Here is a 26,913-nt window from a genome sequence, read left to right as displayed (position 1 = left end):
CAAATGGGATTTTTTGATTTCTTGACTGAGGAAATCGCTATCGACCTAGGTACTGCGAACACCCTCATCATCCATATGGACAAGGTCGTTGTCGACAGTCCGTCTATTGTTGCCCGGGACCGTATTTCGGGAAAAATTATCGCCGTTGGCAAAGAGGCCAACATGATGCAGGGAAAGACCCACGAAAACATAAAGACCATTAGGCCACTTAAGGATGGGGTTATCGCCGATTTCGACGCATCGGAAAAGATGATCAACATGTTCATCAAGAATATTCCCGCTTTAAAGAAAAAGTGGTTTCCACCTGCGCTGCGCATGGTGATCTGTATTCCGTCGGGCATTACCGAAGTGGAAATGCGTGCGGTAAAGGAATCGGCCGAACGTGTGAACGGCAAGGAAGTCTATTTGATCCACGAACCCATGGCAGCAGCCATCGGTATCGGTCTTGATATTATGCAGCCCAAGGGAAACATGATCGTCGATATAGGGGGCGGCACTACCGAGATTGCCGTAATTGCCTTAGGTGGTATTGTTTGCGACAAATCGGTTAAGATTGCGGGCGATGTGTTTACCAACGACATTATCTACTACATGCGTACCCAACACAACCTGTATGTGGGCGAGGCTACCGCAGAAAACATAAAAATAGAAATCGGTTCGGCCACCGAAGACCTGCAAACGCCGCCCGATGAAAAATCGGTACAAGGGCGCGACCTTTTGACCGGAAAACCAAAGCAGGTACAGATCTCATACCGGGAAATAGCGAAAGCCTTGGACAAATCCATCTTACGTGTCGAAGATGCGGTAATGGAAACCTTGTCCCAAACACCGCCCGAATTGGCGGCCGACATATACAACACGGGCATATACCTGGCCGGGGGAGGTTCTATGCTACGGGGACTTGACAGGAGGCTGTCGCAAAAGACCGATTTACCCGTATACATCGCAGAAGATCCACTACGGGCCGTAGTTAGGGGAACCGGTATAGCACTTAAGAACCTAGAGCGCTACAAAAGCATCCTTATCAAATAGACCTTAACGATTTCGGGGCGATTTCGAGGTTTACGAGGGTATTTTCCATTCGAAATTGCTTTGCAGGTTTCATAAAAAACTGAGCGAATGCAGCAGATCATCAATTTTATCATACGATATAAGAACTTTCTCCTATATCTCTTTTTGATGATCGTCTCCTTGGGTTTCACCATCCAATCCCATTCGTACCACCAATCCCGTTTTTTCAATTCCTCGAATTGGATAACCGGAAATATTCTGGAGACCTCGAACGGCGTGACCACCTATTTCGGACTCGACCGGGAGAACCAGAAACTCATGGAAGAGAACCAAAGGCTCCGTACGCTTTTGTTCAACAACGATCGGGGCGATACCATCACCCTAGACTCGGTACAACAAACCTATACGGTGGCTACGGGCAAGGTGATAAAAAACAGTTTTGCGCATCCGAGAAACTACATTACCATAGACAAGGGTGCCCGCGACGGTATAAAGCCCGATATGGGCGTTATAACCAGTAAGGGCATTTTGGGGATCGTCGAAAATACCTCCAATAATTTCGCCACCGTACAAAGTATTCTTAACGAAAAATCGAACATCAACGCCAAAATTAAAAATACCGATCATTTCGGTTCCCTGATTTGGGACATGAAGCGCTTCGACGTAGTACAGTTGGTCGACATCCCCAGACTGGTTCCCCTAACCATCGGGGACACCATCGTTACCGGGGGTATGAGCAGCATTTTCCCCGAGGGGATCCCCATCGGCACCATTCGCAAATTCGACCTTAACACCTCAAAAAGCTTCTACAGCATAGACGTTAGTCTTTTCAACGATATGACCAATATCAAAAATGTATATATCGTCAACAACAACTACCGCGAAGAAATATTGGAACTAGAAAACCAGACCTTGGCCGATGATAAGTAATTACTATTTCTTGAATGTAATCAGGTTTGTGCTACTCGTACTGGTACAGGTGCTTATTTTCAATAGGCTCAACTTTTTTGGGTTTATCAATCCGATGGTCTACATTTTATTTCTTTATTGGTACCCCATAAAGGAAAATCGGGCAGCCTTTATCGGCCTGAGCTTTCTTTTGGGCTTCGCCATCGATTTTTTTTCCGACACCATGGCACTCCACGCCGCTTCGACCGTTACCATAGCCTATATCAGGCCGGCCATAATGCGCTTTGTTTTCGGTGTCAATTTCGAATTTCAGAGTTTTAAGCTCAGCAACTCCACCCAAGTACAACAAATTACGTTTTTGACGTTATTGATATTGGTACACCATCTTGTTTTCTTTACGCTGGAAATTTTCAGTTTGGCCAATTTCCTCTTAGTTTTGAAAAAGGTTTTGGCCACGGGCACCGCTACCTTGATACTCTGTTTGCTGTTCGGATCTCTTTTCAGTGTACGGAAGGATTAAGAAAACGGGTATCCAACGGATAGCCATTAAAAATTTATCGTAGATGAAGAAACTATTGTTATCTTCCATAATCATCATCATAGGAATCACCTTCTTGGGAAGACTGTCGTATTTACAAATTTTCAGTTTCTCCCCCGATCAGGTATTGGAAGACCCAGCGATAAAACGCGTCTACGACTATCCCGAGCGAGGTTATATATACGACAGAAACGGAAAATTATTGGTAGGAAACGACCCGGCCTATGATGTGATGGTCATACCTCGGGAAGTAAGGGAACTGGACACCTTGGAATTTTGCGGCCTGTTGGGCATAGACAAGGAAAAGTTCAAGAAAGAACTTAGAAAGGCCCGTACGTACTCCCCTAGGTTGCCTTCGGTCTTTGTTCCCCAGCTCTCGAAGGAAGACTACGCCAAGCTGCAGGAAAAAATGCGGCACTATAAGGGTTTCTACATACAAAAAAGGTCGCTTAGGTATTATGCCACCAACAGTGCCGCCAATGTACTCGGCTACATCAGTGAAGTAAACGAAAGGGATTTGGCGAAAAACCCCTATTACGTTCAGGGCGAGCTTACAGGCCGCACGGGCGTTGAAAAACAATACGAGGATATCCTACGCGGTCGCAAGGGCGTCCAGTACATTCAAAAAGACCGATTCAACAGGGACATAGGCAAGTACAAGGACGGTCTATTGGACACCCTGCCCGAACAGGGGCTCGAAATCAATATAACCTTGGACAAGGAACTACAGGAATATGGCGAAAAGCTAATGCACGGCAAACGCGGGGGCATCGTCGCCCTTGAGCCGGCCACAGGGGAAATACTCGCCATGATATCGGGCCCCACCTACGACCCCGCCCTCCTGGTCGGCAGGGAACGATCTAAAAACTACAGTAAACTCCATTACGACTCGATAGCCAAACCCTTGTTCGACCGGTCGATATTGGCGGAAGGTTCCCCGGGTTCGCCCTTTAAGACCCTTAATGCCCTGGTAGCCCTACAAGAGGGCGTCATCACCCCAAATACTACGGTACAGTGCTATAACGGGTTCTACGTAGGGCGTAAAAAAAGGGGGTGCCACTGTGGCGGTGGCCTACGGAAGTTAAACGACGGAATCTACAAATCGTGCAACGCCTACTTTGCGGCGACCTTTAGAAAGATATACGAGAAATTCGAGACTACCGACGAAGGAATGGATGTATGGGAAAAGCACATGAAAAGTTTCGGCCTAGGGCAATACCTCGGATACGACCTCCCCACCGGAAGAAAGGGAAGGATACCCAGCAAGGAATATTACGATAAGTGGTACGGGGACAATAGGTGGGCCCCCTCCTACATCATATCCAACTCGATCGGCCAAGGTGAAGTGGCGGTAACCCCCATCCAACTAGCCAATATGACAGCGGCCATAGCCAATAGGGGGCATTACTTCACCCCCCACATTCTGAAAAAAGTGGACGGAAAGGATATTAACATCCCCGATTTTGTAGAGCCCAAACACACCACCATCGACAAAAAACATTTTGAACCTGTCATTCAAGGAATGGCAGACGTATACGAAAAAGGAACGGCAAGATGGTTGCAGATACCCGATATTAAAATAGCCGGCAAAACGGGTACCGTAGAGAACTTTACCAAAATCGACAGTGTGCGCGTTCAACTTACCGACCACTCGGTATTCGTGGCCTTCGCCCCTGTTGAAAAACCCCAGATCGCCTTGGCGGTCTACATTGAAAACGGGTACTACGGCTCTAGGTATGCCGGCCACATCGCCTCGTTGTTGATCGAAAAATACATTAAGGGAAATATCACCCGAAAAGACCTCGAAAAGCGAATGCTCGAAAAAACCTTGGAGCACGAATACGCCAAACCCTATTCCGGAAAGGAATTCAAGATCAACGAATATGTCTGGTAAAAGTGTCTTAAAGAGGGTCGATTGGCTTTCCGTTCTTTTTTATCTCCTACTGATCGGCATCGGTTGGCTAAATATTTATTCAAGCACCTTTTCGGAAAGCGATTCTTCTATCTTCGACTTTGGTACCCTGCACGGTAAGCAATTGTTCTTTATCGGGGCCAGTTTCGCCTCGATCGTTATACTATTGGCCCTCGAAGCCAATTTTTACGAACGCTTTTCAAGCCTTCTTTACATTATAAGCATGGTATTGTTACTGGGCTTGTTCGTATTTGGAAAAACCATAGCCGGAGCGACGTCATGGTACGACCTGGGCTTTTTTAACCTGCAACCATCCGAATTGGCCAAAGTAGCCACGGCCCTGGCCTTGGCCAAATACCTAAGCGATATACAAACCGATATAAAACGCAGAAAAGACCAGTTATATGCCTTTAGTATCATATTGATACCCGCCCTGCTGATCATTCCCCAACCCGATCCCGGCAGTGCCTTGGTGTTTTTCTCCCTGGCCTTTGTTATATTCAGGGAGGGCCTTCCCCTATACTATCTTGGCATAGCCCTCTTGGCTATCGTTGTATTTATAACCACACTGATGTTCGGCACCATTTGGGTTATCATCTTTATCGCCCTCTTATTGATACTGTTCTTTTTGTTGAAAAAGAAAAAATTCAAGGTACCGATGCTGCCCTTAACGGCGGCCATAATTCTTACCATACTGTTTTCCCTTTCGGTCGATTTTGTTTTCAACAACGTATTCGAGCAACGACATAGGGATCGCTTCAGCCTATGGCTCCGTCTCGAAAAAGACCCCAAAAAACTGGACCAAATACGAAAAACGATAGGCTACAACACCTATCAATCTGAAAAAGCCATTGAATCGGGTGGCTTGTTCGGGAAAGGCTTTTTGGAGGGAACCCGTACCAAGGGCGATTTCGTGCCTGAGCAACATACCGATTATATCTTTACCACAGTAGGCGAAGAGTGGGGGTTTTTGGGCACCTCGACCGTTGTAATTCTCTTTACCCTTTTGCTCCTGCGCCTGGTCTATCTGGCAGAGCGGCAAAAAACCGATTTCAGTCGTATGTACGGCTATGGCGTGGTTTCGATATTACTGATCCACTACTTTATCAACATAGGCATGGTTATAGGCGTTTTGCCCACCATCGGTATTCCCCTGCCCTTTTTTAGCTATGGAGGTTCAGGACTCATGTTCTTTACCGCCTTGCTGTTTATCTTTCTGAAACTTGACGCCAATAGGTTAAAAGAGGGTATTTAAGGCTAAAACTTCCATCCGGCCGTATCGGCCCTTGACTCCAGTTCTTCCTCTTGCCCATCGGGCAGTTGCCCGAAAAAGTCTATACCCGTTCTTTTCTCAATCTCATCAACGGAAACAGCAAAGGCGGCAAGTGGCCGTTTACTCTCCTCGCCCGGCAATAAAAAAGCCAGAATCTTGGGTGAACCCGATTCACGCCGGGCCAAAATTTTGTAATAGTAGCGCGGCACATCCACATCTTCTTCCCCTATTTCTTCCAGTCCCTCTTCCAGCACCCCTCCGGCAACCACAAAAACCTCCCCGTAACGACGGGCCCACGACCTTACCTGTATTTCGAGGCGATTCCATATCCCCGCGTTAAACGCCCGGTCTTGCGGACTGATATTACTCGTATAAAAGGTTTCGTTATAGGCCTGTTCGGAGAATTTTCTGTCCCCGGCCGGGCATAGGTGGCCCCTATCGTACCCCGACCCCTTGTAGTTTCTCCAATCTGCCGATTTGGTCCTTACCTTAGGGTCTTCGACAAAGTAAGGCCTCTTGCGGCGATCCTCGGTCAAATGTTCCCTTTTTAGGCTATAGGCCACCCATTCGGCCTGTTCGTAAGACTCGTTGTACGATAAAGCAAAATGGCTGTGGTAAACAATATCCCCTGTGGTCGAGCTGGGCATGAAATCGCCGGGAATGGCAGTCTGAAGTCCGGCATTTGAAGGGTCGGAATAGGTATCGGGGGTATAAAAATTATCGAAGACCCAAAAACCGACCACACAACAAAGCAACAGAACCGTATAAACCGTCTTTCTTTTCATAGGGCCCAAAAATAGAACAATTTAAAACCAATGCGAATTCTTTTGCCCTTACCTTGCCCGCCACAAGTGGCAGGGCCAACGCCAGGAACAAAGAACGGTGCAGGGTAAGTTTCCTTCTTTTTTTACGACAAAGCCCCTATAGCAAAACAGGGACCATTATTTTGGATCGGGCTTTAGCTTATTGCCAGAACCTTTTCTATATTGTCCATTATTTCTAAACTAAATCGTCAAGATATGCTGACTTGGAAAGATGTTATCAATTTCAGCCTAAAGGGAAACCCAAGGCCTGACAAAAGGGTCGAAAAGACCGAGGCCGAATGGCGTGCGATTTTAAGTCCGGAGCAATTTTACGTAACCCGCAAGAAAGGTACGGAGCCCGCGCATTCGGGAGCCCTTTGCAGTGCCCATGAAGCCGGTAGGTACCATTGCATATGCTGCGACAGCCCCTTGTTCGACTCCACGATCAAATTCGAATCGGGTACGGGATGGCCGAGCTTTACCCAACCGATCAAGGAAAATGCCGTAAAATACGAAAGGGACACCTCCTTTGGCATGGTTCGGGTAGAGGTAATGTGCAATACCTGCGACGCCCACTTGGGCCATGTTTTTCCTGATGGCCCGGAGCCAAGTGGACTGCGTTATTGTATAAATTCGGAATCGTTGCAACTTCAAAAAGAAAAATTAACCCATGAGTGATACAAAATTGGAAATAGCCACACTTGGCGGTGGATGCTTTTGGTGCGTAGAAGCCCTACTACAGCAGATTCGGGGCGTTGAGGGAATCGTATCGGGATACAGTGGCGGCAATGCCCCTGGGCATCCCACATATAAGGAAGTCTGTTCGGGCCTTACGGGCCATGCCGAGGTCGTACAGGTAAGTTTCGACCCCAAAAAAATTTCGTACAAAGACCTTTTGACCGTGTTTATGACCAGTCACGACCCCACCACCCTGAACCGTCAAGGGGGGGATATCGGGACCCAATACCGGTCGGTTATTTTCTACCATAACGATACACAAAGGGAAATTGCCGAAACGGTACTGAAGGAAATGGCTTCCTATTACGACGACCCCATAGTAACGGAAATAAGCGAGGCCACCCCATTTTATGAGGCCGAGGATTACCATCAAGATTACTATCGCAACAACACAAGCCAAGGCTATTGCAGTGCGGTCATTACCCCAAAATTGGCCAAGTTGCGCAAGATGCATGCCGACAAGTTAAAAAACGTGGCCGCCTCCTAGCCAAAATGGCAGGGGCACTCCTTCCATTTTCAAGGCCCATATTCATAAAAAACAAAAAAGCCCCGGGTTACCGGGGCTTTTTCCATCCGTTTGTCGTCTATCTATCCCTTCACGGCCAGCTTACCGTGTTTTATATTGTTCATTTTAAGGTCTTGAAGCACATTTACGGCCTCCTCTATATAGACATCCTTGGCCAAGTTCTTGTGCCATCTATCGCGTTTCTCCCGCAAGACAGAGTCTTGGACGAACAATTCCTCCTCATACTTTAAGGATTGGAAGGACAATTGGGAATCGTATTCCGAAATCGATTTGAAGTAGTCCGATTTTTCCCTATCCTTTTCTTCCTCCTTGCGATAGGTATCGTAATTAAGGGAAATTTCCATTTCGTCCTGTTTCGACTTCAACCATTTGGCATTTTCCTCGATCAGTTTGATCTGGGGGTTGTTCGCCATTCGCTTCGTACTATTGGCAATGGTCTGTTCGTAATCGATATAGCCGTCCCACGGCTTATAATCCGCAGGGGATATCTTATCCCACTTCAAGGGGTTGGCCTGATCTCGTTCCCCTAGGTCGATATAGCTATATTTGTCGGGGACCACCACATCGCTCTTAACGCCTTCCAACTGGGTAGACCCGCCATTGATCCTATAAAACTTCTGGGTAGTCAGTTTGATAGCGCCCAGTTCCCCGTGTTCGTTGCTGCGAACGATATTGTCCAAGGGAATGACGTTTTGAACGGTTCCCTTTCCAAAGGTCTGTTTGCTTCCTATGACAATGGCCCTCTTGTAATCTTGCATCGCCGCCGCCAATATCTCGGAGGCAGAGGCCGACAGTTCGTTGACCAAAATCACTAAGGGTCCGTCCCATTGTATGCGCTCGTCCTTATCGTCATAAACATCCTTGCCCTTGCCTGAGGAACGTACCTGTACAATGGGTCCGTCCTTGATAAAAAGTCCTGCCATTTCGACCACGGTCTTTAGAGACCCGCCCCCGTTGTCGCGAAGATCGAGAATCAGTCCTTCGACCCCTTCTTCCTTAAGGCGCTCTACCTCTTTGGCCACGTCGGTCGCAGCGTTACGCTCGGTATAATCGTCAAAATCGACATAAAATTTAGGTAGGTCTATCAGGCCGTATTTCTTATCGTCCTTGATTATGCTGGCCGATTTGGCGAACGACTCCTCAAGTTCCACCACATCACGGGTCAGGGCCACCGTCTGCAAAGACCCGTCAATTTTTCTAACGGTAAGGTTTACCTTGGTTCCCTTTGGCCCCTTGATCAATTTAATCGCATCGTCCAACCGCATCCCTACGATATTGATGGGCTCTTCACCTTCTTGCCCCACCATAAGGATTTGATCGCCCACTTCCAGTTGGCCATCACGCCAAACGGGACCTCCCGAAATAATGTCAACGATCTTGGCCCCTTCGGGCTTTTTCTGCAAACGCGCCCCTATGCCCTCGAATTTGCCCGACATGCTTACGTCGAACTTTTCCTTGTCTTCGGGAGCGAAATAATAGGTATGGGGGTCGAACTCATCGACAATGGTGTTGATGTATTGCACGAACCAATCCTTACGTTCAAGGTCGTCTACAAAATCGAAGAACTCGTCCAAGGTCTTTTTGGTCGATGCCCTTGAAGATTCCTCGGCCTCTTGGGGCGTCATGGGCTTGTCGTCGATCTCGTTTTCTTCTTCCCCTGCTTTCCCGAGGCTTCTCATTTTAGAGTCGTAGGTTCCCAAGGTAGCGTACTTCAACTGCAACCTCCAACGTTCCTTCAGTTCTTTTCGGTCGGCAGCAAAGGGAATTTTTTCGTAGTCTATGTTGATCTTTTCGTTTTTTGAGTAATCAAAGGGAGTGGCCAATACTTCTTGGTAAATTTCCTTGGCCTCTTGCATACGCTTCATCAAACGCTCGTAGACCAAATTGAAGAAGGAAATATCGGTGCTTTTGATCTGATCGTCCAACTGAAATTTGTACTGTTCGAATTCCTTGATATCCTCATCGAGAAAATAGCGCTTGGTGGGATCGACCACATCAAGAAAATCGTTGAACACATTGACCGAAAAATCGTCATTGATATCTTTGGGTTCGTAGTGGCCTTTTTGTAGAACGTAGGTTATAAGATCGAGCAATAATTTATCCTTATCATCATTTTCGAAAGACTTATTTGTGAATCCACATGAGGCCACGGAAATAAGCATTACCCCGAGTACGTAGGCTAGATTTCGTTTCATATAAATTAAATTTCGATTTTTTAATTACCGTTCGTGTACAGCGAACCAAATTCTTACTTAAAGGTAATGAATTCCCTAAGATACTGAAAAAACCATGCCACCTTTGAAGAGGGGGCATTAATATTTTGTTAAACGAACGTAGGTCGATATGTTTTCTAAAACGTATTTTTATGCCAGAAAGTATCTCTTATGAAAAAACCTTTGATCTTAGTCACCAATGATGACGGAATTACGGCACCGGGACTTCGCTCTTTGATCCGCTATATGAAAGAGATAGGCGATGTAGTGGTCGTTGCCCCCGACAGTCCCCAATCGGGAAAGGGTCATGCCATAACCGTCGACGAGACTTTATTTTCTGCCAAACTGGTTGTTGACAAGGAAAAAGGCGCTCCCTTGGAGTACAGCTGCAGCGGCACTCCCGCCGACTGCGTAAAACTGGCGCTTCAAGAGCTCCTCGACCGACGTCCCGATATCTGTGTCAGCGGTATCAACCACGGGTCCAACGCCTCGATCAACGTAATCTATTCGGGCACGATGAGCGCTGCCATCGAAGCCGGTATCGAAGGTATTCCCGCCATTGGCTTCTCGTTGTGCGATTATGCGTGGGAAGCCGATTTCTCGGCTGCCGAGGAAGCGATCAAGACCATCGTAAAAAAGGCCTTGAAATACGGAATCCCCGAAGACGTGGTATTGAACGTAAACATCCCGAAGGCAAGCAAGGAAGACATTAAGGGCATAAAGATCTGCCGGCAGGCACGGGCCAACTGGAAAGAAAAATTCGACAAGCGTACCAGCCCTTCCGGACGCGATTACTACTGGCTGACCGGGGAATTCGAGTTGCTCGACAAGGGGGAGGACACCGACGAATGGGCCTTGGCCCACAACTATATCTCCGTAGTTCCGACCCAATTCGACCTTACGGCCCACCATGCCATACAGGGATTGAACAGTTGGGAACTTTAAAAAGACCGCTATTAACATTGAAACCCATCTTGAATGAAAACAAACAATAAAAAAGAACTCATCATCGGTTTTCTGGTAGGCCTGATCGCCAACACCATCGGCACCTTGCTCTATATCGTGCTGTTCTCCGACCTGGGCATCGTCGAAACTTTCGAGGCCGCCGTGGAGCAGGGCCATGTAGGCAGCCTTTTGGCCCTCGGCGCCATTTTGAACCTCTTGGCCTTTTTTGCCTTTCTTAGGATACGCCGCGACCAAAGGGCAAAAGGGGTACTTATCGCCACCATTTTGACCGCCATGGTCATTTTGTACTACAAAGTGTTTTAGAACTTTTTCAGAACCCAACAGATGAAGTATTACATAATCGCAGGAGAGGCGTCGGGAGACCTTCACGGTTCCAATCTTATCAAGGCCCTAAAACGGAAGGACGACAAGGCCAAGATTCGATGTTGGGGCGGCGACCTCATGCAAGCGGCCGGCGGGGTATTGGCCAAACATTACAAGGAAATGGCCTTTATGGGCTTCTTGGAGGTACTGTTGAACCTGAGAAAAATAACGAAGGCCATTGCCTACTGCAAGACCGATATCGCCGAGTTCGATCCCGATATTATCGTGTTCATCGATTACTCGGGCTTTAACCTAAGAATTGCCAAATGGGCCAAAAGACAAGGCTTTAAGACCAATTATTACATTTCGCCCCAAATATGGGCATCGCGTGAAGGACGCATAAAGGATATCAAGCGCGATATCGATGCCATGTACGTGATACTTCCTTTTGAAAAAGAGTTTTACGAGAAAAAACACGGTTTTCCCGTGCATTTTGTGGGACATCCGCTTATCGATGCCATCGGTCAACACAGGGTCGCCGACCCCAAGGAGTTTCGAGCCCAAAACGGCCTCGACCCCGACAAACCCATTATCGCCCTATTGCCGGGAAGCCGAAAACAAGAGGTACATAAAATGTTGACGGTAATGCTGTCGGTGGTCGACTCCTTTGCCGGTTACCAATTCGTAATCGCCGGGGCCCCCAGTCTTGACCAAGATTTTTATACCCCGTTCCTAAAAAATTCGAACGTGGGCTTTGTCATCAACAAAACCTACGACTTATTGGGCGTATCGTACGCCGCCTTGGTCACCAGCGGTACGGCCACCTTGGAGACCGCCATTTTCAAAGTGCCGCAAGTGGTGTGCTACAAGGCCAATTGGTTGTCGTACCACATCGCAAAAAGGATCATTACCCTCGAATACATTTCGTTGGTCAATCTCATCATGAAAAAGGAAGTGGTGAAAGAGCTGATCCAAGGCGATCTGAACACGGAAAAGCTCAAGCTTGAACTGGCCAAAATTTTGGACGGCCCGGCCCGTACCGCCCAATTCGAAGCCTATTTTGAGCTCGAAAAAGTACTTGGCGGAAAAGGTGCCAGCGAAAATGCCGCCGCCCGTATTGTAGAAAATGCTTAAATTTGATATCCAAGAGAAGTCTTATCCCTTGGTCCCATGCGCAAAATCCTCTACATTCTCCTTATACTATCCGTGGCCAGCTGCGGCGTTTCCAAAAAGAAAACCACCTATAGCAAGACGAGAAAGGTAAGTGTTGCCGCATCCAAACCCGAAGCACCCGAAAAAGTAGCCCCGCCACCCAAAAAGGGTTCATCCCCAAAAGACAACAAGGCAGACCACATTATCAAAACCGCCTTGAAATACTCCGGGGTCCGGTACAAATACGGGGGCACCACCAAAAAAGGGATGGATTGCTCGGGACTCCTGTACGTGGCCTTTGGCGAAAACGACATCGACCTGCCCAGGACATCTTACCATATGGCCGAGGAAGGCAAGCGCATTCGGCTGAACGAAGTGGAAAAGGGCGATCTATTATTCTTTAGGACCAGTAAACGTGCCAAACGAATCAACCATGTCGGCATGGTCGTGGCCGTTGAAAACGACGAAATTAAGTTTGTACACGCCTCAACTTCGAGGGGCGTAATAGTCTCTTCCTTGCGTGAAGGATATTGGAACAGTGCTTTTGTAAAGGCGACCCGAGTTCTTTGACCCAAAATGAAGCCCTTGCGTTTTATTCCCATTAAACTGACCTTTCTGTTGGTCGTGGGCATTGTCTTGGGCAAGCACCTCCAATTGGGGCTCCTTGGCCCTACCCTACTCAACGCAGTGCTTCTTCTATTCCTGGCCTTGGGCTACCAAAAGGCCGACTATCCCTTACTGTTCGGTATAAACACTTCCCTATTGACCATTGGCATTGGCATTTTGGCCATTTCCATCGCCCAACCCGGCAATCGGCCCGACCACTATTCAAAAAGGGGTCTTGACGGTAGTCAGATCTGGCAATTGAAAATAAGGGAAGTTCTTAAACCCACCGATTTTTCGAACCGCTATATTGCCGTAACCCAGGCGCTTGGAGACCAAAAGGTTTCGGGCAAAATTTTGCTCAACACCCGCCCGGACCCGACCCAAACCCCTTTTAAAATCGATGATGAAATTATTGTATACGGTAGGTTACAAGAAATCCGTCCTCCCCTTAACCCCCATCAATTCGACTATCGCAAATACATGGCAAATCTTGGGGTAATCCATCAACTTGAGGTTCGCCCCGATGCCTTTTGGGTAAGACCCGACCCCTCAAAGACCTGGTACGGCCGCGCCTGGGAAACCAGGGACAAGATCATCAAAAAACTGGAGGCCCATAATTTCGGCGAGGAAGAACTCAGTATCATACAGGCCCTCCTCTTAGGCCAACGAAGCGATATTTCAGAAACGACCTATACCAATTACAAAAACGCCGGGGCCGTACATATCCTGGCCCTATCGGGCTTGCATATCGGTATTCTTTTACTGATCCTTCAGTTTCTGCTACGGCCTCTGGAACTTCTGCCCAAGGGCAAGGTACTCAAGCTTGCCTTGGTTGTGGCCCTGCTTTGGGGCTTTGCCCTGCTGGCCGGGTTTTCGGCCTCCATTGTCAGGGCGGTGACCATGTTCTCGTTCGTAGCCTATGCCCTTTTCCTGAACCGACCGAGCAATACCTTCAACATCCTGGCCCTATCGATGTTCTTTATCCTTTTGGTCATCGACCCGAACCTATTGTTCCAGGTGGGCTTTCAAATGAGCTATGCCGCGGTACTTAGCATTGTATCGATCTATCCAGTGCTATTAAAGTTCTGGCATCCGAAAAACAAAATAGTCCGCTATTTTTGGCAATTGCTCTCGGTAAGTATCGCCGCACAATGCGGCGTACTCCCCCTAAGCCTGTTCTATTTTCATCAATTCCCGGGTCTGTTTTTTGTTTCCAACCTCATAATTGTTCCCGTTTTGGGCCTGATACTCGGGATGGGGCTACTTGTGGTTCTTCTGGCCAGCTTCCATATTTTACCCGATTTTCTGGTCGAGGCCTACGATGCCGTAATTCGATGGATGAACCAGATCATCGCCTGGGTGGCACAGCACGAGGCCTTTATCTTTAAGCATATTTCCTTTGATTCGGCACAATTGCTTTTGGGCTACATTATCCTTTTAAGCCTTATTGCCTTTCTCGGTGCGCCAAATTTTAAGCGGCTAGCGACCTTGGGGCTCGCCATCATCGGTTTTCAAATGTGGGCGCTCTTTACGGCCTATAGAACGTCTCAAAAGGAAACCCTTATCCTGGCCCACCAAAGCAAAAACTCGGTTCTACTTTATCGATACGGAAAGAAGGCAAGGGTGTTTTCAAGGGATAGTACGGCCCTTGACCGGTTGGTTTCAGGCTACCGGGTCGGCGAACGGATCAAGCAAATCGCGTATCGTCCCCTTCAGAATAGTTACCATTGGCACAAGAGAAAGGTGTTGATAATCGACAGCCTGGCCGCGTATCCCGTCGCGGAAGAAGGGGTGGATTTTCTCATCTTGACCCAATCCCCCAAAATCAATTTAGGGCGTTTGATCGATTCGCTCCGGCCCGAGGTGGTCCTTGCCGATGGCAGCAACTATCGAAGCTATGTCGACCGTTGGTCGTCGACCTGTTCCATGAAAAAGCTCCCTTTCCACTACACCGGCGAAAAGGGAGCCTATTATTTCGATCCGTAATTTTTGTAGGCGATCATCTTTTTCCAATGACCGTGCCCCCTTTAGCCAAAACTTCTTTCGTTGTCTTCCGCACCGTGGGTCAGCGCTTTTAGTTTCTTTAGAAACACAAGGATCAACAATCCGAAAAGGATACAGAATACGGCGATTCCGGTAAAAACCGTAAACTCCCCGAACTTGGAGGCCGATTCTCCCAATAGTCCCGCTACTTTATTGCCCAGGCCGGTGGTGGCAAAATAAAGGCCCATCATCAGCGATGCGTACTTTGCCGGGGCCAATTTGGTCACAAAGGACAGGGAAACGGGCGACAGGCTCAATTCGCCCACCGTATGGAACAAATACGCCAAAACCAGCCAATACATGGCCGAGGAACCCGCATTCTGGAATTCGGTGGCCGCGGCGCTCATAAACAAGAAGCCGGTACCCATGATGACGAGCCCCATGATCATTTTAAACAAGGACGAGGCCTCTTTTCCCTTCAGTTTCCTTCTGGCCCAAAAGCCGGCAACGGCCGTACCCAAGGTAATGATAAAGAAGGCATTGAGCGACTGGAACCACGAAGCCGGCACTTCCCAGCCCAAAAGGGAACGGTCGGTATAGTCCATCGCATAAATGTTCATGAGTCCGCCCGCTTGTTCAAAGGCCCCAAAAAAGACGATTACCATCAAAAAGGAAAGAATAAGTACGATGACCCTGTCCTTTTCTATTTTGGTCAAAGGCCTGTTGAGGGATTCGCGCTCTTCCTGATCTTCCGATTTTCCCAAAAAGTCGCCGACCCCGACCAAATATTTTTGTCCTAGGACGAATTGCAGAAGTCCGAACAACATACAAATTCCGGCCAGGCCGAAACCGTAATGCCATCCGTACACCTCGCCCACATAACCCACAATAAGGCTCGACAGGAAGGCCCCTACGTTTATTCCGATGTAAAAGATGGTAAAGCCCTTATCCCTTCGAATGTCGCCTTTTTTATACAATCCGCCCACCATGGTCGAAATATTGGGCTTAAGCATCCCCACTCCCGAGATAATAAAGCCCAAGCCCGTATAGAAGGCCCACATGGCCTCCACGGCCAAAATACCGTGCCCGATGACCAAGAGTACCGCACCGACGATGACGGACTTCTTTTGGCCCAAAAAGCGGTCGGCGATGATCCCCCCCGGTATGGACGCCACGTACACCAACATGGTATACCAACCGTACAGTGCCAGGGCCTCGGCGTTCGTCCAACCCAGGCCGGGATTGGTATCGGTGGTTTGGGCTATCAGGTACAATACCAGTATGGCACGCATGCCGTAGTAAGAAAAACGTTCCCACATTTCGGTAAAAAAGAGGACGTACAAGCCTACCGGATGGCCAAAAAGTTCCTTTTCGCGCATTGGTTTTAATGCTTCCTGCATAATTTGATTAGTTTGTTTAGTATTACAAATGAAATGGCCCCGTTATCTTTGGGGCCACGGCCGACAACTTCTACGGCCTATAAATTTTCCTTTACAAAATCGGTCATCTTATTGAATAGGTGTATTCGCGTGTTACCCCCGTAAATACCGTGGTTTTTATCGGGATAAATGGCCCATTCGAACTGCTTGTTGGCCTGAATAAGGGCCTCTGCCATTCGCATTGAGTTTTGAACGTGGACGTTGTCATCGCCCGAACCGTGTATGAGGAGGAAATCGCCCTTCAAAAGCTCGGGGTAGTTTAATGGGGAGTTTTCGTCGTAACCCTTGGGATTCTCCTGTGGGGTTCGCAAAAACCGTTCGGTGTAAATGGTATCGTAAAAGCGCCATGTGGTCACCGGGGCAACGGCAATGGCCATTTCAAAGACCTCATTGCCCTTTAGCAAACTGTTGGTCGCCATATGACCGCCAAAGCTCCAGCCCCAGATACCGGTCCTGTTTTCGTCGATATAGGGAAGTTCGCTAAGTTTTTTTGCCGCGGCAATTTGGTCTTCGGTTTCGTACTTTACCAAATTCAAGTAAGTCGATTTCTTAAAATCCCTACCTTTAAAACCCGTACCCCTGCCATCTACACAGGCAATAATGTAGCCCTCGGAGGCCAATTGCTGATGCCAGTAATCCCTGTAGCCCATCCATTGGTTGGCCACACTTTGAGATCCGGGCCCGCTGTATTGATACATCAATAAGGGGTATTTTTTGGCGGGGTCGAAATCCTTGGGCTTGATCATATACATGTTCAGCTCATTGCCATTGATCTCGATGGTCGAAAACTCCTTGGGGCTGATCTGATAGCCCTTCAATTTATCGAGCAACTTGTCGTTGTTCTTGATTTCCTTGATCTTTTTACCTTTTTTGGCCTTGTACAAGGTGTATACGGGTGGAGTGGCCGCATCGGAAAAGGTATGGATAAAATAAGTGAAATCGGCACTGAAATCGGCCGAATTGAACCCTTCCCCGGCTGCGAGGGCCTTTTTGTCCATACCGCTGCTCCCTATGCTGTAAACCCCTCGGTTTATCGAGCCGTTCTCGGTAGATTGATAGTAAACCTTGTCTTCGTTCTGATCGTAACCGTAATACTTCGTTACCTCCCAGGGGCCCTGGGTTATTTGATTCATCAAATTGCCTTCTTGACTATATAGGTAAAGGTGGTTGTACCCATCCCTTTCACTAAGCCATATAAAACTGTCATCGGCCAAAAAGGTCAGGTCGTCGTTGATATCGACATAGGCGTCGTCCGTTTCCTCCAACAGCACGGAAGTGGTCTTGTCCTTTGCATTGACACTGTAGAGCTTGAGACGATTCTGATGCCTGTTCAGTGTCTGGACACTGAGGTAATCGGGATGGTTCATCCATTTGATCCGGGGGATGTAATAGGCTTGGCCCAAATCGACCTGTGAGATATCACCCGATTCGACATCCAGCATATGCAGGGTAACCACGGCGTTATCTTCCCCGGCCTTTGGGTATTTAAAGACCTGCTGCTGCGGGTAAAGTCCGGTACCGAATATATCCATGGAAAACTCGGGTACATGTGTCTCGTCAAAACGAAGAAAGGCGATTTTGCTTCCGTTCGCGTTCCAGGCAAACGCCCTGACAAAAGCGAATTCCTCCTCGTAGACCCAATCGGTGATCCCGTTGATTATCTTATTCTTGGCCCCGTCGGTGGTGAGCTGTCGGGTCTCCTTCGATTTTATATCAAAAAGAAAAAGGTTGTTTTCGGCCACGTAGGCCACTTTTTTACCATCGGGCGATAAGGCGGGCTCCTGGATTTTTCTATCGGCCACCTTGGTCACCTCCTTGGTTTCGATGTCGTACACATAGTATACTCCCAAGGTCGAACGCCTGTATATAGGCTCCACTTCGGTAGCCAAAAGCAGTTTTGACTCGTCTGCACTGAAGGTATAATCCCTGAAACCGGGGACACCCTGCAAATCGTTCGAACCGACGATGGTCTCGACCTTTTCCAAGGTAGCGTAATCGTATTTGTCGACGGTGGTCGCCCCGTTCGAACGGTCTATGTTCAAAACCGTATACTGCTTGCCGTTTTTCATCGAGCGCAGGGCATCCAAGCCTTCGGTCCCGAACCCATTCCTATAGACCTCTTCAACGGTTATCTGTTTTTCTTGTGCCGATAAAACATTACAAAATGCAAGTAGGGGGAACAGTATAAAAAAGTACTTTCGCATAATCAGTTATAAAAGTCAATAGAAAACCCAAGTTTAGTGATAATTTTACAAAAATTAAACTTTCAATTGTAAAAAGAAACCCTATTGGCACTAATTTAAGATTCATGGGTGTATCGCACCTAATCATTATCTTTGGCCTTCGAAACTTTACTTTATGATCAAGCCGGTAGAGGGGTTCTCAAAACTGACCAAGGACCAAAAAATAGAATGGCTGACCGCCAATTATACGGAAAACGCCCAAGAAGCCAAATTACTGCTTAAACGTTATTGGAACGAGGATAAAAAGGTGCAACAGCTGCACGACGAGTTTATAGAGAACACCATTAGCAATTTCTATCTGCCCTTTGGCATCGCCCCCAACTTCATGATCAACGACAGGCTATATGCCATACCCATGGCCATCGAAGAGAGCTCTGTGGTCGCGGCGGCCAGCAAAGCCGCCAAGTTCTGGTTGAAAAGGGGAGGTTTCAAGACCGAGGTCTTGGGTACGGAAAAAATAGGACAGGTCCATTTTATCCATCGCGGCGACCCCGGCAAATTGTGGAGTTTCTTTGAGTCGATAAAACCCAAGCTTATCGAGGAGGCCTTGCCGATTACCAAGAACATGACGAAAAGGGGCGGGGGGCTCTCAGCCATCGAGCTAAGGGACAAAACCAGCAAGCTCGACGGCTACTACCAACTGCACTGTACCTTTGAGACCTTGGATGCCATGGGCGCGAATTTTATCAATTCCTGCCTCGAAAGTTTCGCCCAAACCCTGAAAAGGGAAGCCCGGGCCTATGCCCCCTTTACCAAGGAAGAAAAAGGCATGGAAGTAGTAATGAGCATACTGTCGAACTACGTGCCCAACTGCGTCGTTCGCGCAGAGGTAAGCTGCCCTATCGACGATTTCAAAATCGGCCACAACATGCCGCCAAGGCAGTTTGCCGAAAAGATGGTTCAAGCCGTCGAAATAGCCAAGGTGGAGCCCTACAGGGCCGTTACGCACAACAAGGGCATCATGAACGGCATCGACGCAGTGGTGTTGGCCACCGGCAACGACTTTAGGGCCGTAGAGGCCGCAGTGCACGCCTATGCGGCCAGAAACGGCAGTTACACCAGCCTCACCCATGCCCAAATAGACAAGGGCATCTTTAAATTTTGGATCGAACTACCCTTGGCCCTGGGCACCGTTGGCGGATTGACAAACCTACACCCCTTGGTAAAACTGGCCTTGGAAATCTTGGGAAAACCATCGGCCACCGAGCTGATGCAAATTGTTGCCGTAGCCGGCTTGGCCCAGAACTTTGCTGCCGTCCGCTCTTTGGTAACTACCGGAATACAAGAAGGGCATATGAAAATGCACCTCTTGAACATCCTCAACCAATTGGGCGCTACCGACACCGAAAAAACCCGCTTGACAAACCACTTTAAAAAACATACGGCCACCCATAACGAAGTGGTAAAGGCGTTCAATAAATTACGCAATGAATGACGGCCACAACTTTTACAGCCACGGCAAACTCTTATTAACGGGGGAATATGCGGTATTGGATGGCGCATTGAGCCTTGCGATCCCCACGCGTTTCGGCCAGACCATGAAAATCGAGCCCCTAAAAGCCCCATATCTAAAGTGGCGAAGCCTCGACCATAACGGAACTCCTTGGTTTGAGGCATCGTTCGAAAGGGATTCCCTCTTTTCGAACAGCCCAAGGTATCCGGACGATGCCGTGGCCGCAACCCTTCTCAAGTTATTGGGCGCGGCCAAAAAACTGAACCCCCGTTTTCTGGCCGATGCCGGAGGATATGCCGTGGAAACCTTTTTGGAATTTCCACGAAACTGGGGCCTGGGCTCCTCCTCCACCCTGATCAACAATATGGCCCAATGGGCCCAGGTCGACGCCTTTCAACTGTTGTGGAAGGGCTTTTCGGGAAGCGGATACGATATCGCCTGCGCCCGGAACCACTTACCCATTGCCTATCAGGTCATCGATAAAAAACCGGCCGTTGAAACCGTGGCCTTCAATCCCACCTTTGCAAATAAGCTCTTTTTCGTCCACCTTGAAAAAAAACAGGACAGCCGTGAAGGCATTCGGAGGTACCGGAATTTGGCCCACGACAAAAAGGGCCTGGTCGATCAGGTATCGGCATTGACCCGCGATGTTTTGGCCTGCACGCGTTTGTACGACTTCGAGCAGCTCCTTGAACGGCACGAAAAGCTGATTTCCGATACCATCCAATTGCCCACGGTAAAAGAGTCCCTGTTTCCCGATTATTTCGGCACCCTAAAAAGCTTGGGGGCCTGGGGAGGCGATTTTATCCTGGCCACGGGCAATGAAGATACCCCCCCTTATTTTCATGGAAAGGGTTTTAAAACCGTAATTCCCTACCCAAAAATGATTGCATAAAAAAACGCCCGTTTTACAGGGCGTTTTTTTAGTATTATTTTCTTCAAGTCCTAATAGAACATTGCCCGGTTGTCCTCTATTTCGGAAGCCTCTTCCAAGGCTTGATAGACCTGGGTGTTCACCCTTGCCTGTCTTGTATTTCTCAAGGCATTGGCATAGGTGCTGTAATTGTCCAATTTAGGCCCTTCGGTCTTTTTGGTAACCGTAAGCTTGAATACGCCCGTATTGCCCTCTATGAGCTCGGAAGTATCTCCCTCGTTCAAGGCAAACGCCGTACCAACGACCGTGGGTTCGGATCCCGCGCCCGGAATGGTAGGCGACTTCACGTTCAGTGCAGTGGCCGTCGAAACGTTTACGTTGTTGTCCTTGGCCAATTCCTCAAGCGATTTGCCCTTATTGTTCGCAATGATCTGGGCCGCCTTGCGCTCTTTTCTGATGATCGGCAATACGGTCGGGGAAGCATCTTCGACCGACATGGTACCCTCTTCATACACCTTGGTCAATTGCACCACGGCATAACCACTGGGCAAATCGAAACGCTTGATGTCACCGACGCTTGTTTCTTCGTTGAAGGCCCACTGCACAATGCTCCTCTGGGCCGATAGGCCCGGAAGGTTTTCGTCTGTAGATTTGATTTGGTTGACGGGGCGTACGACGTAACCCGACTCCTTGGCCAAATCAGGAAAGGCCTTGTCGGATGAAATGGACTCCATTTCAAATTTTGTAGCGTCGGTAAACAAGGTGTTGATCGTCTCTTCGGAAGGCTCGATCTCGCGGGCCAAGGTGGCGATTTGGACTATATCCTGCTTATCGTCTATCTTGACCACGTGAAAACCAAAATCGGTCTCTACCATGCCTATGGTTCCCACGCTATTGCCAAAGGCGAAGTCGTTGAACGTAGGCACCATCATACCTTCTTGAAAATACCCCAGGTCACCGCCATTGGGCGCAGAAGGACCATCGGAGTTGTCCCTGGCCAATTCTACGAATTTGGCGTCCTTCTTTCTGGCCTCGCGCAACAAACGCTTCGCTTCGGCTTCCGCTTCTTCCTTGCTTCGTGTTACATCGGCACCGGCCCCCTGGGCATCCTTATAGGAAATCAAGATATGGCTTGCCTTGACCGAACCGTTCACCTTGCGGTCCATCATTTTGGAAACCTTAAAGTAGTCGCCATCGCGGTAAGGACCGTATATCTCGCCCACTTTCAAGCTCATCAAGGTATCGGCGAAGCGTACGGGAAGCTGGCTTTTGGGCCTGTATATGGTATCGAACTTGATATCCGAATAGCGGTCTAAAAAGGCCAGCATATCGGTGGTATTCCTAAACCCTTTGATCGTATCGTTCCTATCCGTTTGGGCATTGTATTCAACGGTATCGTCGAGCAGCTTTAAAATTTCATCCTCCACGGCCTTTTCATCGGCGGCCGAAGGCTTCTCGTTAAAATAAACAAATTGGATGTCGCGGGCGGCCTCTTGCTTGAAATCATCCTTGTGCTCGTTGATATAGGCCTGAATCTCGCTCTTAGATACCGATATGGTGCTATCGGGAATGGATGAAAAAGGGATGCGGACGTATTTGATATCGATCTTGTCGTTGGCCAATTTATAATCGAACTCGCCTTCCTTGAGCGTAGCCCCTACCCCGGCCTTGACCAAATTGAAATAGGCCTGTTGCCTGGCATTTTCGATAATGGCCTTTTCATCTTGCAACCAAAGCTCGTATTGGGCCGGGTTGTTGATCTTTAACTCGGCTATGAATTCCCTGAATTTGTTTTGATCAAAGACGCCGTTTTCATCTTGAAACTGCGGACTTTGCGAATACCCCGGGATCGTGGCGATATAGTTCAGGATCTGGTCTTGCTCTATATCGATACCCAAATCTTCGAGCTGTTGCCCCAAAATAAGATTGCGTACCTCTTGCTCATAAACCTGGTTCACGGTCTGCATGGTCGAAGCCGTTGGCCCCGATCTTCTCGATGCCAAATCGACCTTTTGACGAAAATCGTCTATCGAAATTTCATCGCCATTTACCTCGGCGATGCTCGAACCCACTTTACCGCCACTCATATTGCTGTTGGTAAAGACACCGGAAATCACAAAAGCGAAAAGTGCCAAACCGATGATAAGAATCAAAACGGTCGTCCGTTTTCTTATATTCTCTAAAATTGCCATCTAAGGAGTTTTAAAATCAGTGTGCGAAATTAGTATTTTCTTTTGGAATATTAAAGACTTTACGCCCCGCGCTTTACGCTTTCTCATCGGCACCCACATACAATGGGGGCATAAAATGCCCTTGAGAGGGGTACAAGGCTAATCCTTTTCGTCAATTTGAAGCAAAACCAGGTCTATCTTGGTATTGGAGACCTCCAGAATCTTAAAAAGAAAACCATTGATCTGTATTTCGGAGTCCTTTTCGGGAATTTCGCCCTCGTTATTCACGATAAACCCGCCAAGTGTCTCATATTCATCGCTTTCGGGAAGTTCGAGCCGATAGGTCTCATTGAGGTAGTCGACCTCCAATCGGGCCGAAAACCTGTAACTGCCATCTTCCAATCGCTCTTCGATCAAATCGGTCGTGTCGTGCTCATCCTCAATTTCGCCGAACAGCTCTTCGACAATATCCTCTACCGTCATTATTCCCGAAGTACCGCCATACTCGTCCAAAACCACGGCAATACTCTTGCGTTTTTTGGTCAAAACGTTCAAAATATCCTGTATGAGCATGGTTTCGGGCACATACTCGACGGGCAGCAGAATGCTTTTAATGGTCTTGGGCTTCTTGAACAGCTCATACGAATGTACGTAACCGATAATATTATCGATAGTCTCCTTGTAGACGAGAATTTTGGAGTATCCGGTTTCGGTAAAGAGCTTGGCCAGGTTCTTGGGCGTTTCGTTGATCTCAACGGCCATGATCTCGGTACGGGGCACCATAACCTCCCTCGCCTTTACCTCTGAGAACTCGAGAGCGTTTTGAAAGATTTGGATCTCGGAATCGACCTCATCCTCCTCGTTGACCGTTTCCATTTGTTCATTGATGTAATCGCCCAATTCTATCTTACTAAATGACAGTTGCACCTCATCGCCATCCGTCTTGAAAAACACCTTTAAAATAAAGTCGGAAACCCAAATAACGAAATCGGAAACCACCGAAAACAAAAGATAGAAGAAATAGGCGGGGACGGCCAAAAACTTTAACAGGCTATTGCTATAGATCTGAAACAGTACTTTCGGAAGAAATTCGGCCGTAAGCAAGATGATCAAGGTAGAAATAACCGTTTGCAGCACCAGGTTAAAATCGGTCAGTACAAGGTTGACAAAATTGTTCGTGGTAGGCAACATACCCTGAAACCAATGCATGAGCACATCGCCCATAAAAAACCCGTAAACCACCAGGGCGATGTTGTTGCCGATGAGCATGGTGGCGATAAACTTCGAAGGCTTCTTCGTCAGGCGCGTCAACACCCTGGCCAAGAGCCCTTCCTGTTTTTTCTCGATTTCGATATGGATCTTGTTCGCCGAGACAAAGGCGATTTCCATACCGGAAAAGAAGGCCGAAAACAGTAGGGACAGAACGATTATAAAAACGGCAGTTTCCAAGACTACTGCTGATTATCGCGTTTTCGCTGTTCAAACTTTTTACGGTAGTTTCTCCTGAACAAGAACATACCGATAGACACTACGGCGAAGAATACAAAGAGGTAGGCGCTTTGCCTATCTATATTCCAATCGGTAAAAATACGGTAAACCGAAAACACACACACCGCTAGGTAAAGGTATTCGGTATATCTTAAAATATTGATCATTTTGGTTCTTCCTTTATCGTCATAAGACCAAAGGTCTTATGGGCATTAAAAAAACTAAGGTCTTTGTTAAAATCCATTCCTTCCCCATCCATGACCGTTCCGTCTTCGGGGTTGGTATACTTAAACTTTTCCTGGGTAAAAATCCAATCGCTACTTTGGTCCCAATAGAGTTGGGGGGCCTCCAATTTCTTACCGTCATGGCTCTCGATAACGACATTTCCCTGTAAATCGATCACATTTGTGGCCGAATAAATGATACCGTAATCGGCCTTAATGATGCTCTTGTCGCCCTGCTCGTTGTAAAAATCGATGAGCAGGCCTTTAGGAAAGGTACGGTAGGGAAACTTAAGATTCTCGTAATCGTTGTTCAAGGGACTTTTCAAAACGGCTATCACACGTGTTGTAGCCGAGTCTTCGGACCCCAACTGTTCCCTGGCCTCGGTATAGGTCAAGGTAAAGTTCTCGGTTATCCCCATGGGGTATACCAAGGGTACCTTCTCTTGCCCCGATCTTTTGTAGTTGTCACCACATGAAAAAAGTATTGCCATGATCGATACCATGGCAATACGTGAACAGTTATTTTTAAACGATGGTTTCATCTTATAGATTCGGCACCTTTACGCTGCCGCCCACCCAACAGCTGAAGGAAACGGTCTTACCGGCCATGCCCGAATTGAAAATATCGGTCTTGGAAGGTGCTTTTGCCGCGTAACTCTTGGCCGCTTGGTTAGCGGTAGAGCTCAAAGAGGGATCTACACGGCCCGCTTGCCTGGCCATATCGGCCGCTTTCCAGTAAATGGCCCGTTTTTCAAAAGGCGTACTTCCACAATCGTTGGCACTGGTAGCATACAGGTTGGCTATCAAAAGATAGGCCCTACCGTTCGCCTTGTTGGCATTGATGGCCATTTGCGCATATTTCCTTGCCGTAGACTTGCTGCCCTTCCTTTTGTTGATTACGGCTACCTTATAGGCAATGTTCGATTTTTTGTACGGGTCGGATTCCAAACTCATGGCTTTGTCGAAATCGGCCAAGGCCCCTTGCGAGTCGCCGTTCTTCATTTTAAGCGTACCCCCATATACATAGGCATCTGCCGAAGGCTCCAAGGCCAATTGGGCCTCGAACAGTTTTTGGAACAGGGGATCGTCGGTACATTCTTTGTTGAACATTCTGCCCACCGCTCTTTTTACCCAAGTGATGTCGCCTTTTTTCTCCTCAAAGCTCTTTTCGTAAAGCGGAATCAAGTTTTCACAATCGGCCAAGGCCCCTAATTTGGAATCGACACTACCGGCAATCTTACCGTAAGATTTGGAGTTGGTGGTGGCCACCTTCAATTTCCTTTTCTCTTTTGAGGTCAAGGTTCCAAGGGAATCCTTTGGAAGCAACTCGCTGATCACATTGGTCAATTGCTTGTTCTCTTCCTCGATTTTATCGGTTACGTCATCATACACATCGAAAACTTCCTGAAGGTCTTTGCTGCCGCTCTTGTGCAGGTCTACCAAGCTGGAGAAGTAGAGGTACAAGGCCCTAGGGTTTTTAAAGTTTTTGGGGTCCTTCTTAAACGCATCGTGCAACATGTTATAGATTTCCTCATCGGAACCCATTTTGTTTTCGTACATGAGCAAAGCCTTGTCGATGGCCACTACTGCAGGAGTGTATCTTTTAGGAAAATACTTTGCACTGTTGTCGTACAGCTCCATCAAATCTTTAATGTACTTATCCTTGTCCGCACCGGAAGACTTTTCGATTTTATCCTCCAATATCTTTTCACCCAGCGAAAAATTGGCCTTGTTCAGGTCGGGACAATTATCGTAGACCATTTTCCAAGGGGTGTACGCAGCCTCGTAATTTTTCACCTTTGCGTGCTCCGCATATATGGAAAGGTTGGTCATACATTCTGGGTTTTGGGCCTGGGCCTTGGCGGCCACAATGAACCCGAAAAGCATAATTGCAGTGAAGTAAATCTTAGTTTTCATTTGTTCAATTTTATTGGTTTTCAAAAAAGTCAAACACAACCCACCGTTCAAAGCTAACAATCTTAACTATACTTCGTTCTGGCGCCCGTGTTTAGGTTTCCGTTTTTGAGGGGGTTAATGTACTAATTTTTTGCCAAGCCAGCCATTTGTAATTTATAAAATAGCCCCCAA

General features: G+C 47.8%; 23 protein-coding genes. 14 read left to right on the top strand and 9 right to left on the bottom strand.

Annotated elements, in window-relative coordinates; all coding sequences use genetic code 11:
- Positions 1-3: 3 nt before the first annotated feature.
- The 5 genes from BUB37_RS04960 to rodA all read left to right on the top strand — a co-directional run bounded on the left by BUB37_RS04960 (position 4) and on the right by rodA (position 5,625).
- Positions 4-1,032 carry a rod shape-determining protein gene (locus BUB37_RS04960; RefSeq protein WP_013992538.1) on the top strand — a complete coding sequence of 343 codons (1,029 nt, stop codon included), beginning with the start codon at positions 4-6 and terminating at the stop codon, positions 1,030-1,032.
- Between the two features lie 87 nt (positions 1,033-1,119).
- Positions 1,120-1,941 carry a rod shape-determining protein MreC gene (gene mreC, locus BUB37_RS04955; protein ID WP_072989385.1) on the top strand — a complete coding sequence of 274 codons (822 nt, stop codon included), beginning with the start codon at positions 1,120-1,122 and terminating at the stop codon, positions 1,939-1,941.
- Positions 1,931-2,440, top strand: a complete 510-nt coding sequence (locus tag BUB37_RS04950; RefSeq protein WP_072989382.1) for a rod shape-determining protein MreD — start codon at positions 1,931-1,933, stop codon at positions 2,438-2,440. The genes mreC and BUB37_RS04950 overlap by 11 nt, the downstream gene beginning before the upstream one ends.
- A gap of 43 nt (positions 2,441-2,483) precedes the next feature.
- Positions 2,484-4,352, top strand: a complete 1,869-nt coding sequence (gene mrdA, locus BUB37_RS04945; protein ID WP_072989378.1) for a penicillin-binding protein 2 — start codon at positions 2,484-2,486, stop codon at positions 4,350-4,352.
- Positions 4,342-5,625 carry a rod shape-determining protein RodA gene (rodA, locus tag BUB37_RS04940; RefSeq protein ID WP_072989375.1) on the top strand — a complete coding sequence of 428 codons (1,284 nt, stop codon included), beginning with the start codon at positions 4,342-4,344 and terminating at the stop codon, positions 5,623-5,625. Before mrdA ends, rodA begins: the two co-directional genes overlap by 11 nt.
- A gap of 2 nt (positions 5,626-5,627) precedes the next feature.
- Here rodA and BUB37_RS04935 read toward each other — a convergent pair whose 3' ends face one another.
- Positions 5,628-6,428 carry a DNA/RNA non-specific endonuclease gene (locus tag BUB37_RS04935; RefSeq protein WP_072989373.1) on the bottom strand — a complete coding sequence of 267 codons (801 nt, stop codon included), beginning with the start codon at positions 6,426-6,428 and terminating at the stop codon, positions 5,628-5,630.
- 234 nt (positions 6,429-6,662) lie between these two features.
- On the opposite strand from BUB37_RS04935, the gene msrB reads away from it, so the two are divergent.
- Both msrB and msrA read left to right on the top strand, forming a co-directional pair.
- Complete coding sequence (gene msrB, locus BUB37_RS04930) at positions 6,663-7,124, top strand: peptide-methionine (R)-S-oxide reductase MsrB (RefSeq protein ID WP_072989370.1); 462 nt, start codon at positions 6,663-6,665, stop codon at positions 7,122-7,124.
- Positions 7,117-7,671, top strand: coding sequence for a peptide-methionine (S)-S-oxide reductase MsrA (msrA, locus tag BUB37_RS04925; RefSeq protein WP_072989366.1), 555 nt, complete (start codon positions 7,117-7,119; stop codon positions 7,669-7,671). Before msrB ends, msrA begins: the two co-directional genes overlap by 8 nt.
- 101 nt (positions 7,672-7,772) lie before the next feature.
- On the opposite strand, the gene BUB37_RS04920 is transcribed toward msrA, so the two are convergent.
- Positions 7,773-9,905: a carboxy terminal-processing peptidase gene (locus BUB37_RS04920; protein WP_072989363.1), complete on the bottom strand. Its 2,133-nt coding sequence runs from the start codon at positions 9,903-9,905 to the stop codon at positions 7,773-7,775.
- Positions 9,906-10,094: 189 nt separating this feature from the next.
- Between BUB37_RS04920 and surE the strand changes: the two genes are divergently transcribed.
- The 5 genes from surE to BUB37_RS04895 are packed head-to-tail and all read left to right on the top strand — an operon-like array spanning position 10,095 to position 14,936.
- Positions 10,095-10,868: a 5'/3'-nucleotidase SurE gene (gene surE, locus BUB37_RS04915; protein ID WP_072989361.1), complete on the top strand. Its 774-nt coding sequence runs from the start codon at positions 10,095-10,097 to the stop codon at positions 10,866-10,868.
- 33 nt (positions 10,869-10,901) lie between these two features.
- Entirely contained in the window at positions 10,902-11,192 is a 291-nt protein-coding gene (locus tag BUB37_RS04910; RefSeq protein ID WP_072989358.1) for a hypothetical protein, read from the top strand.
- Between the two features lie 21 nt (positions 11,193-11,213).
- Positions 11,214-12,326, top strand: a complete 1,113-nt coding sequence (gene lpxB / locus BUB37_RS04905) for a lipid-A-disaccharide synthase (RefSeq protein ID WP_072989355.1) — start codon at positions 11,214-11,216, stop codon at positions 12,324-12,326.
- 36 nt (positions 12,327-12,362) lie between these two features.
- Positions 12,363-12,914 carry a C40 family peptidase gene (locus BUB37_RS04900; RefSeq protein ID WP_072989352.1) on the top strand — a complete coding sequence of 184 codons (552 nt, stop codon included), beginning with the start codon at positions 12,363-12,365 and terminating at the stop codon, positions 12,912-12,914.
- A 6-nt stretch (positions 12,915-12,920) separates the two neighbouring features.
- A complete protein-coding gene (locus BUB37_RS04895; protein WP_072989349.1) occupies positions 12,921-14,936 on the top strand; it encodes a ComEC/Rec2 family competence protein in 2,016 nt (671 codons plus the stop codon).
- 41 nt (positions 14,937-14,977) lie between these two features.
- On the opposite strand, the gene BUB37_RS04890 is transcribed toward BUB37_RS04895, so the two are convergent.
- Positions 14,978-16,333 carry a peptide MFS transporter gene (locus tag BUB37_RS04890; protein WP_072989345.1) on the bottom strand — a complete coding sequence of 452 codons (1,356 nt, stop codon included), beginning with the start codon at positions 16,331-16,333 and terminating at the stop codon, positions 14,978-14,980.
- Positions 16,334-16,410: 77 nt separating this feature from the next.
- Positions 16,411-18,576 (bottom strand): S9 family peptidase, encoded by a 2,166-nt coding sequence (locus BUB37_RS04885; protein WP_072989342.1) that lies wholly within the window; start codon positions 18,574-18,576, stop codon positions 16,411-16,413.
- Positions 18,577-18,730: 154 nt separating this feature from the next.
- On the opposite strand from BUB37_RS04885, the gene BUB37_RS04880 reads away from it, so the two are divergent.
- Positions 18,731-20,050 carry a hydroxymethylglutaryl-CoA reductase, degradative gene (locus BUB37_RS04880; protein WP_072989339.1) on the top strand — a complete coding sequence of 440 codons (1,320 nt, stop codon included), beginning with the start codon at positions 18,731-18,733 and terminating at the stop codon, positions 20,048-20,050.
- The gene (locus BUB37_RS04875) at positions 20,043-20,963 is read left to right on the top strand and encodes a GYDIA family GHMP kinase (RefSeq protein ID WP_072989335.1); all 921 of its coding nucleotides are present in this window, start codon (positions 20,043-20,045) and stop codon (positions 20,961-20,963) included. The genes BUB37_RS04880 and BUB37_RS04875 overlap by 8 nt, the downstream gene beginning before the upstream one ends.
- 50 nt (positions 20,964-21,013) lie before the next feature.
- Here BUB37_RS04875 and BUB37_RS04870 read toward each other — a convergent pair whose 3' ends face one another.
- The 5 genes from BUB37_RS04870 to BUB37_RS04850 all read right to left on the bottom strand — a co-directional run bounded on the left by BUB37_RS04870 (position 21,014) and on the right by BUB37_RS04850 (position 26,742).
- Entirely contained in the window at positions 21,014-23,134 is a 2,121-nt protein-coding gene (locus BUB37_RS04870) for a peptidylprolyl isomerase (RefSeq protein WP_072989332.1), read from the bottom strand.
- A gap of 138 nt (positions 23,135-23,272) precedes the next feature.
- A complete protein-coding gene (locus BUB37_RS04865; RefSeq protein WP_072989328.1) occupies positions 23,273-24,562 on the bottom strand; it encodes a hemolysin family protein in 1,290 nt (429 codons plus the stop codon).
- A gap of 2 nt (positions 24,563-24,564) precedes the next feature.
- Entirely contained in the window at positions 24,565-24,768 is a 204-nt protein-coding gene (locus tag BUB37_RS04860) for a hypothetical protein (protein ID WP_072989324.1), read from the bottom strand.
- A complete protein-coding gene (lptC, locus tag BUB37_RS04855) occupies positions 24,765-25,367 on the bottom strand; it encodes an LPS export ABC transporter periplasmic protein LptC (RefSeq protein WP_072989320.1) in 603 nt (200 codons plus the stop codon). Before lptC ends, BUB37_RS04860 begins: the two co-directional genes overlap by 4 nt.
- Before the next feature lies 1 nt (position 25,368).
- Positions 25,369-26,742, bottom strand: a complete 1,374-nt coding sequence (locus BUB37_RS04850) for a tetratricopeptide repeat protein (RefSeq protein WP_072989317.1) — start codon at positions 26,740-26,742, stop codon at positions 25,369-25,371.
- Positions 26,743-26,913: the final 171 nt, after the last annotated feature.

This window comes from Pseudozobellia thermophila, assembly GCF_900141855.1.
GTDB lineage: Bacteria > Bacteroidota > Bacteroidia > Flavobacteriales > Flavobacteriaceae > Pseudozobellia > Pseudozobellia thermophila.
Note: the sequence above shows the minus strand (reverse complement) of the source record. Positions and strands in the feature narration are given on the sequence as shown.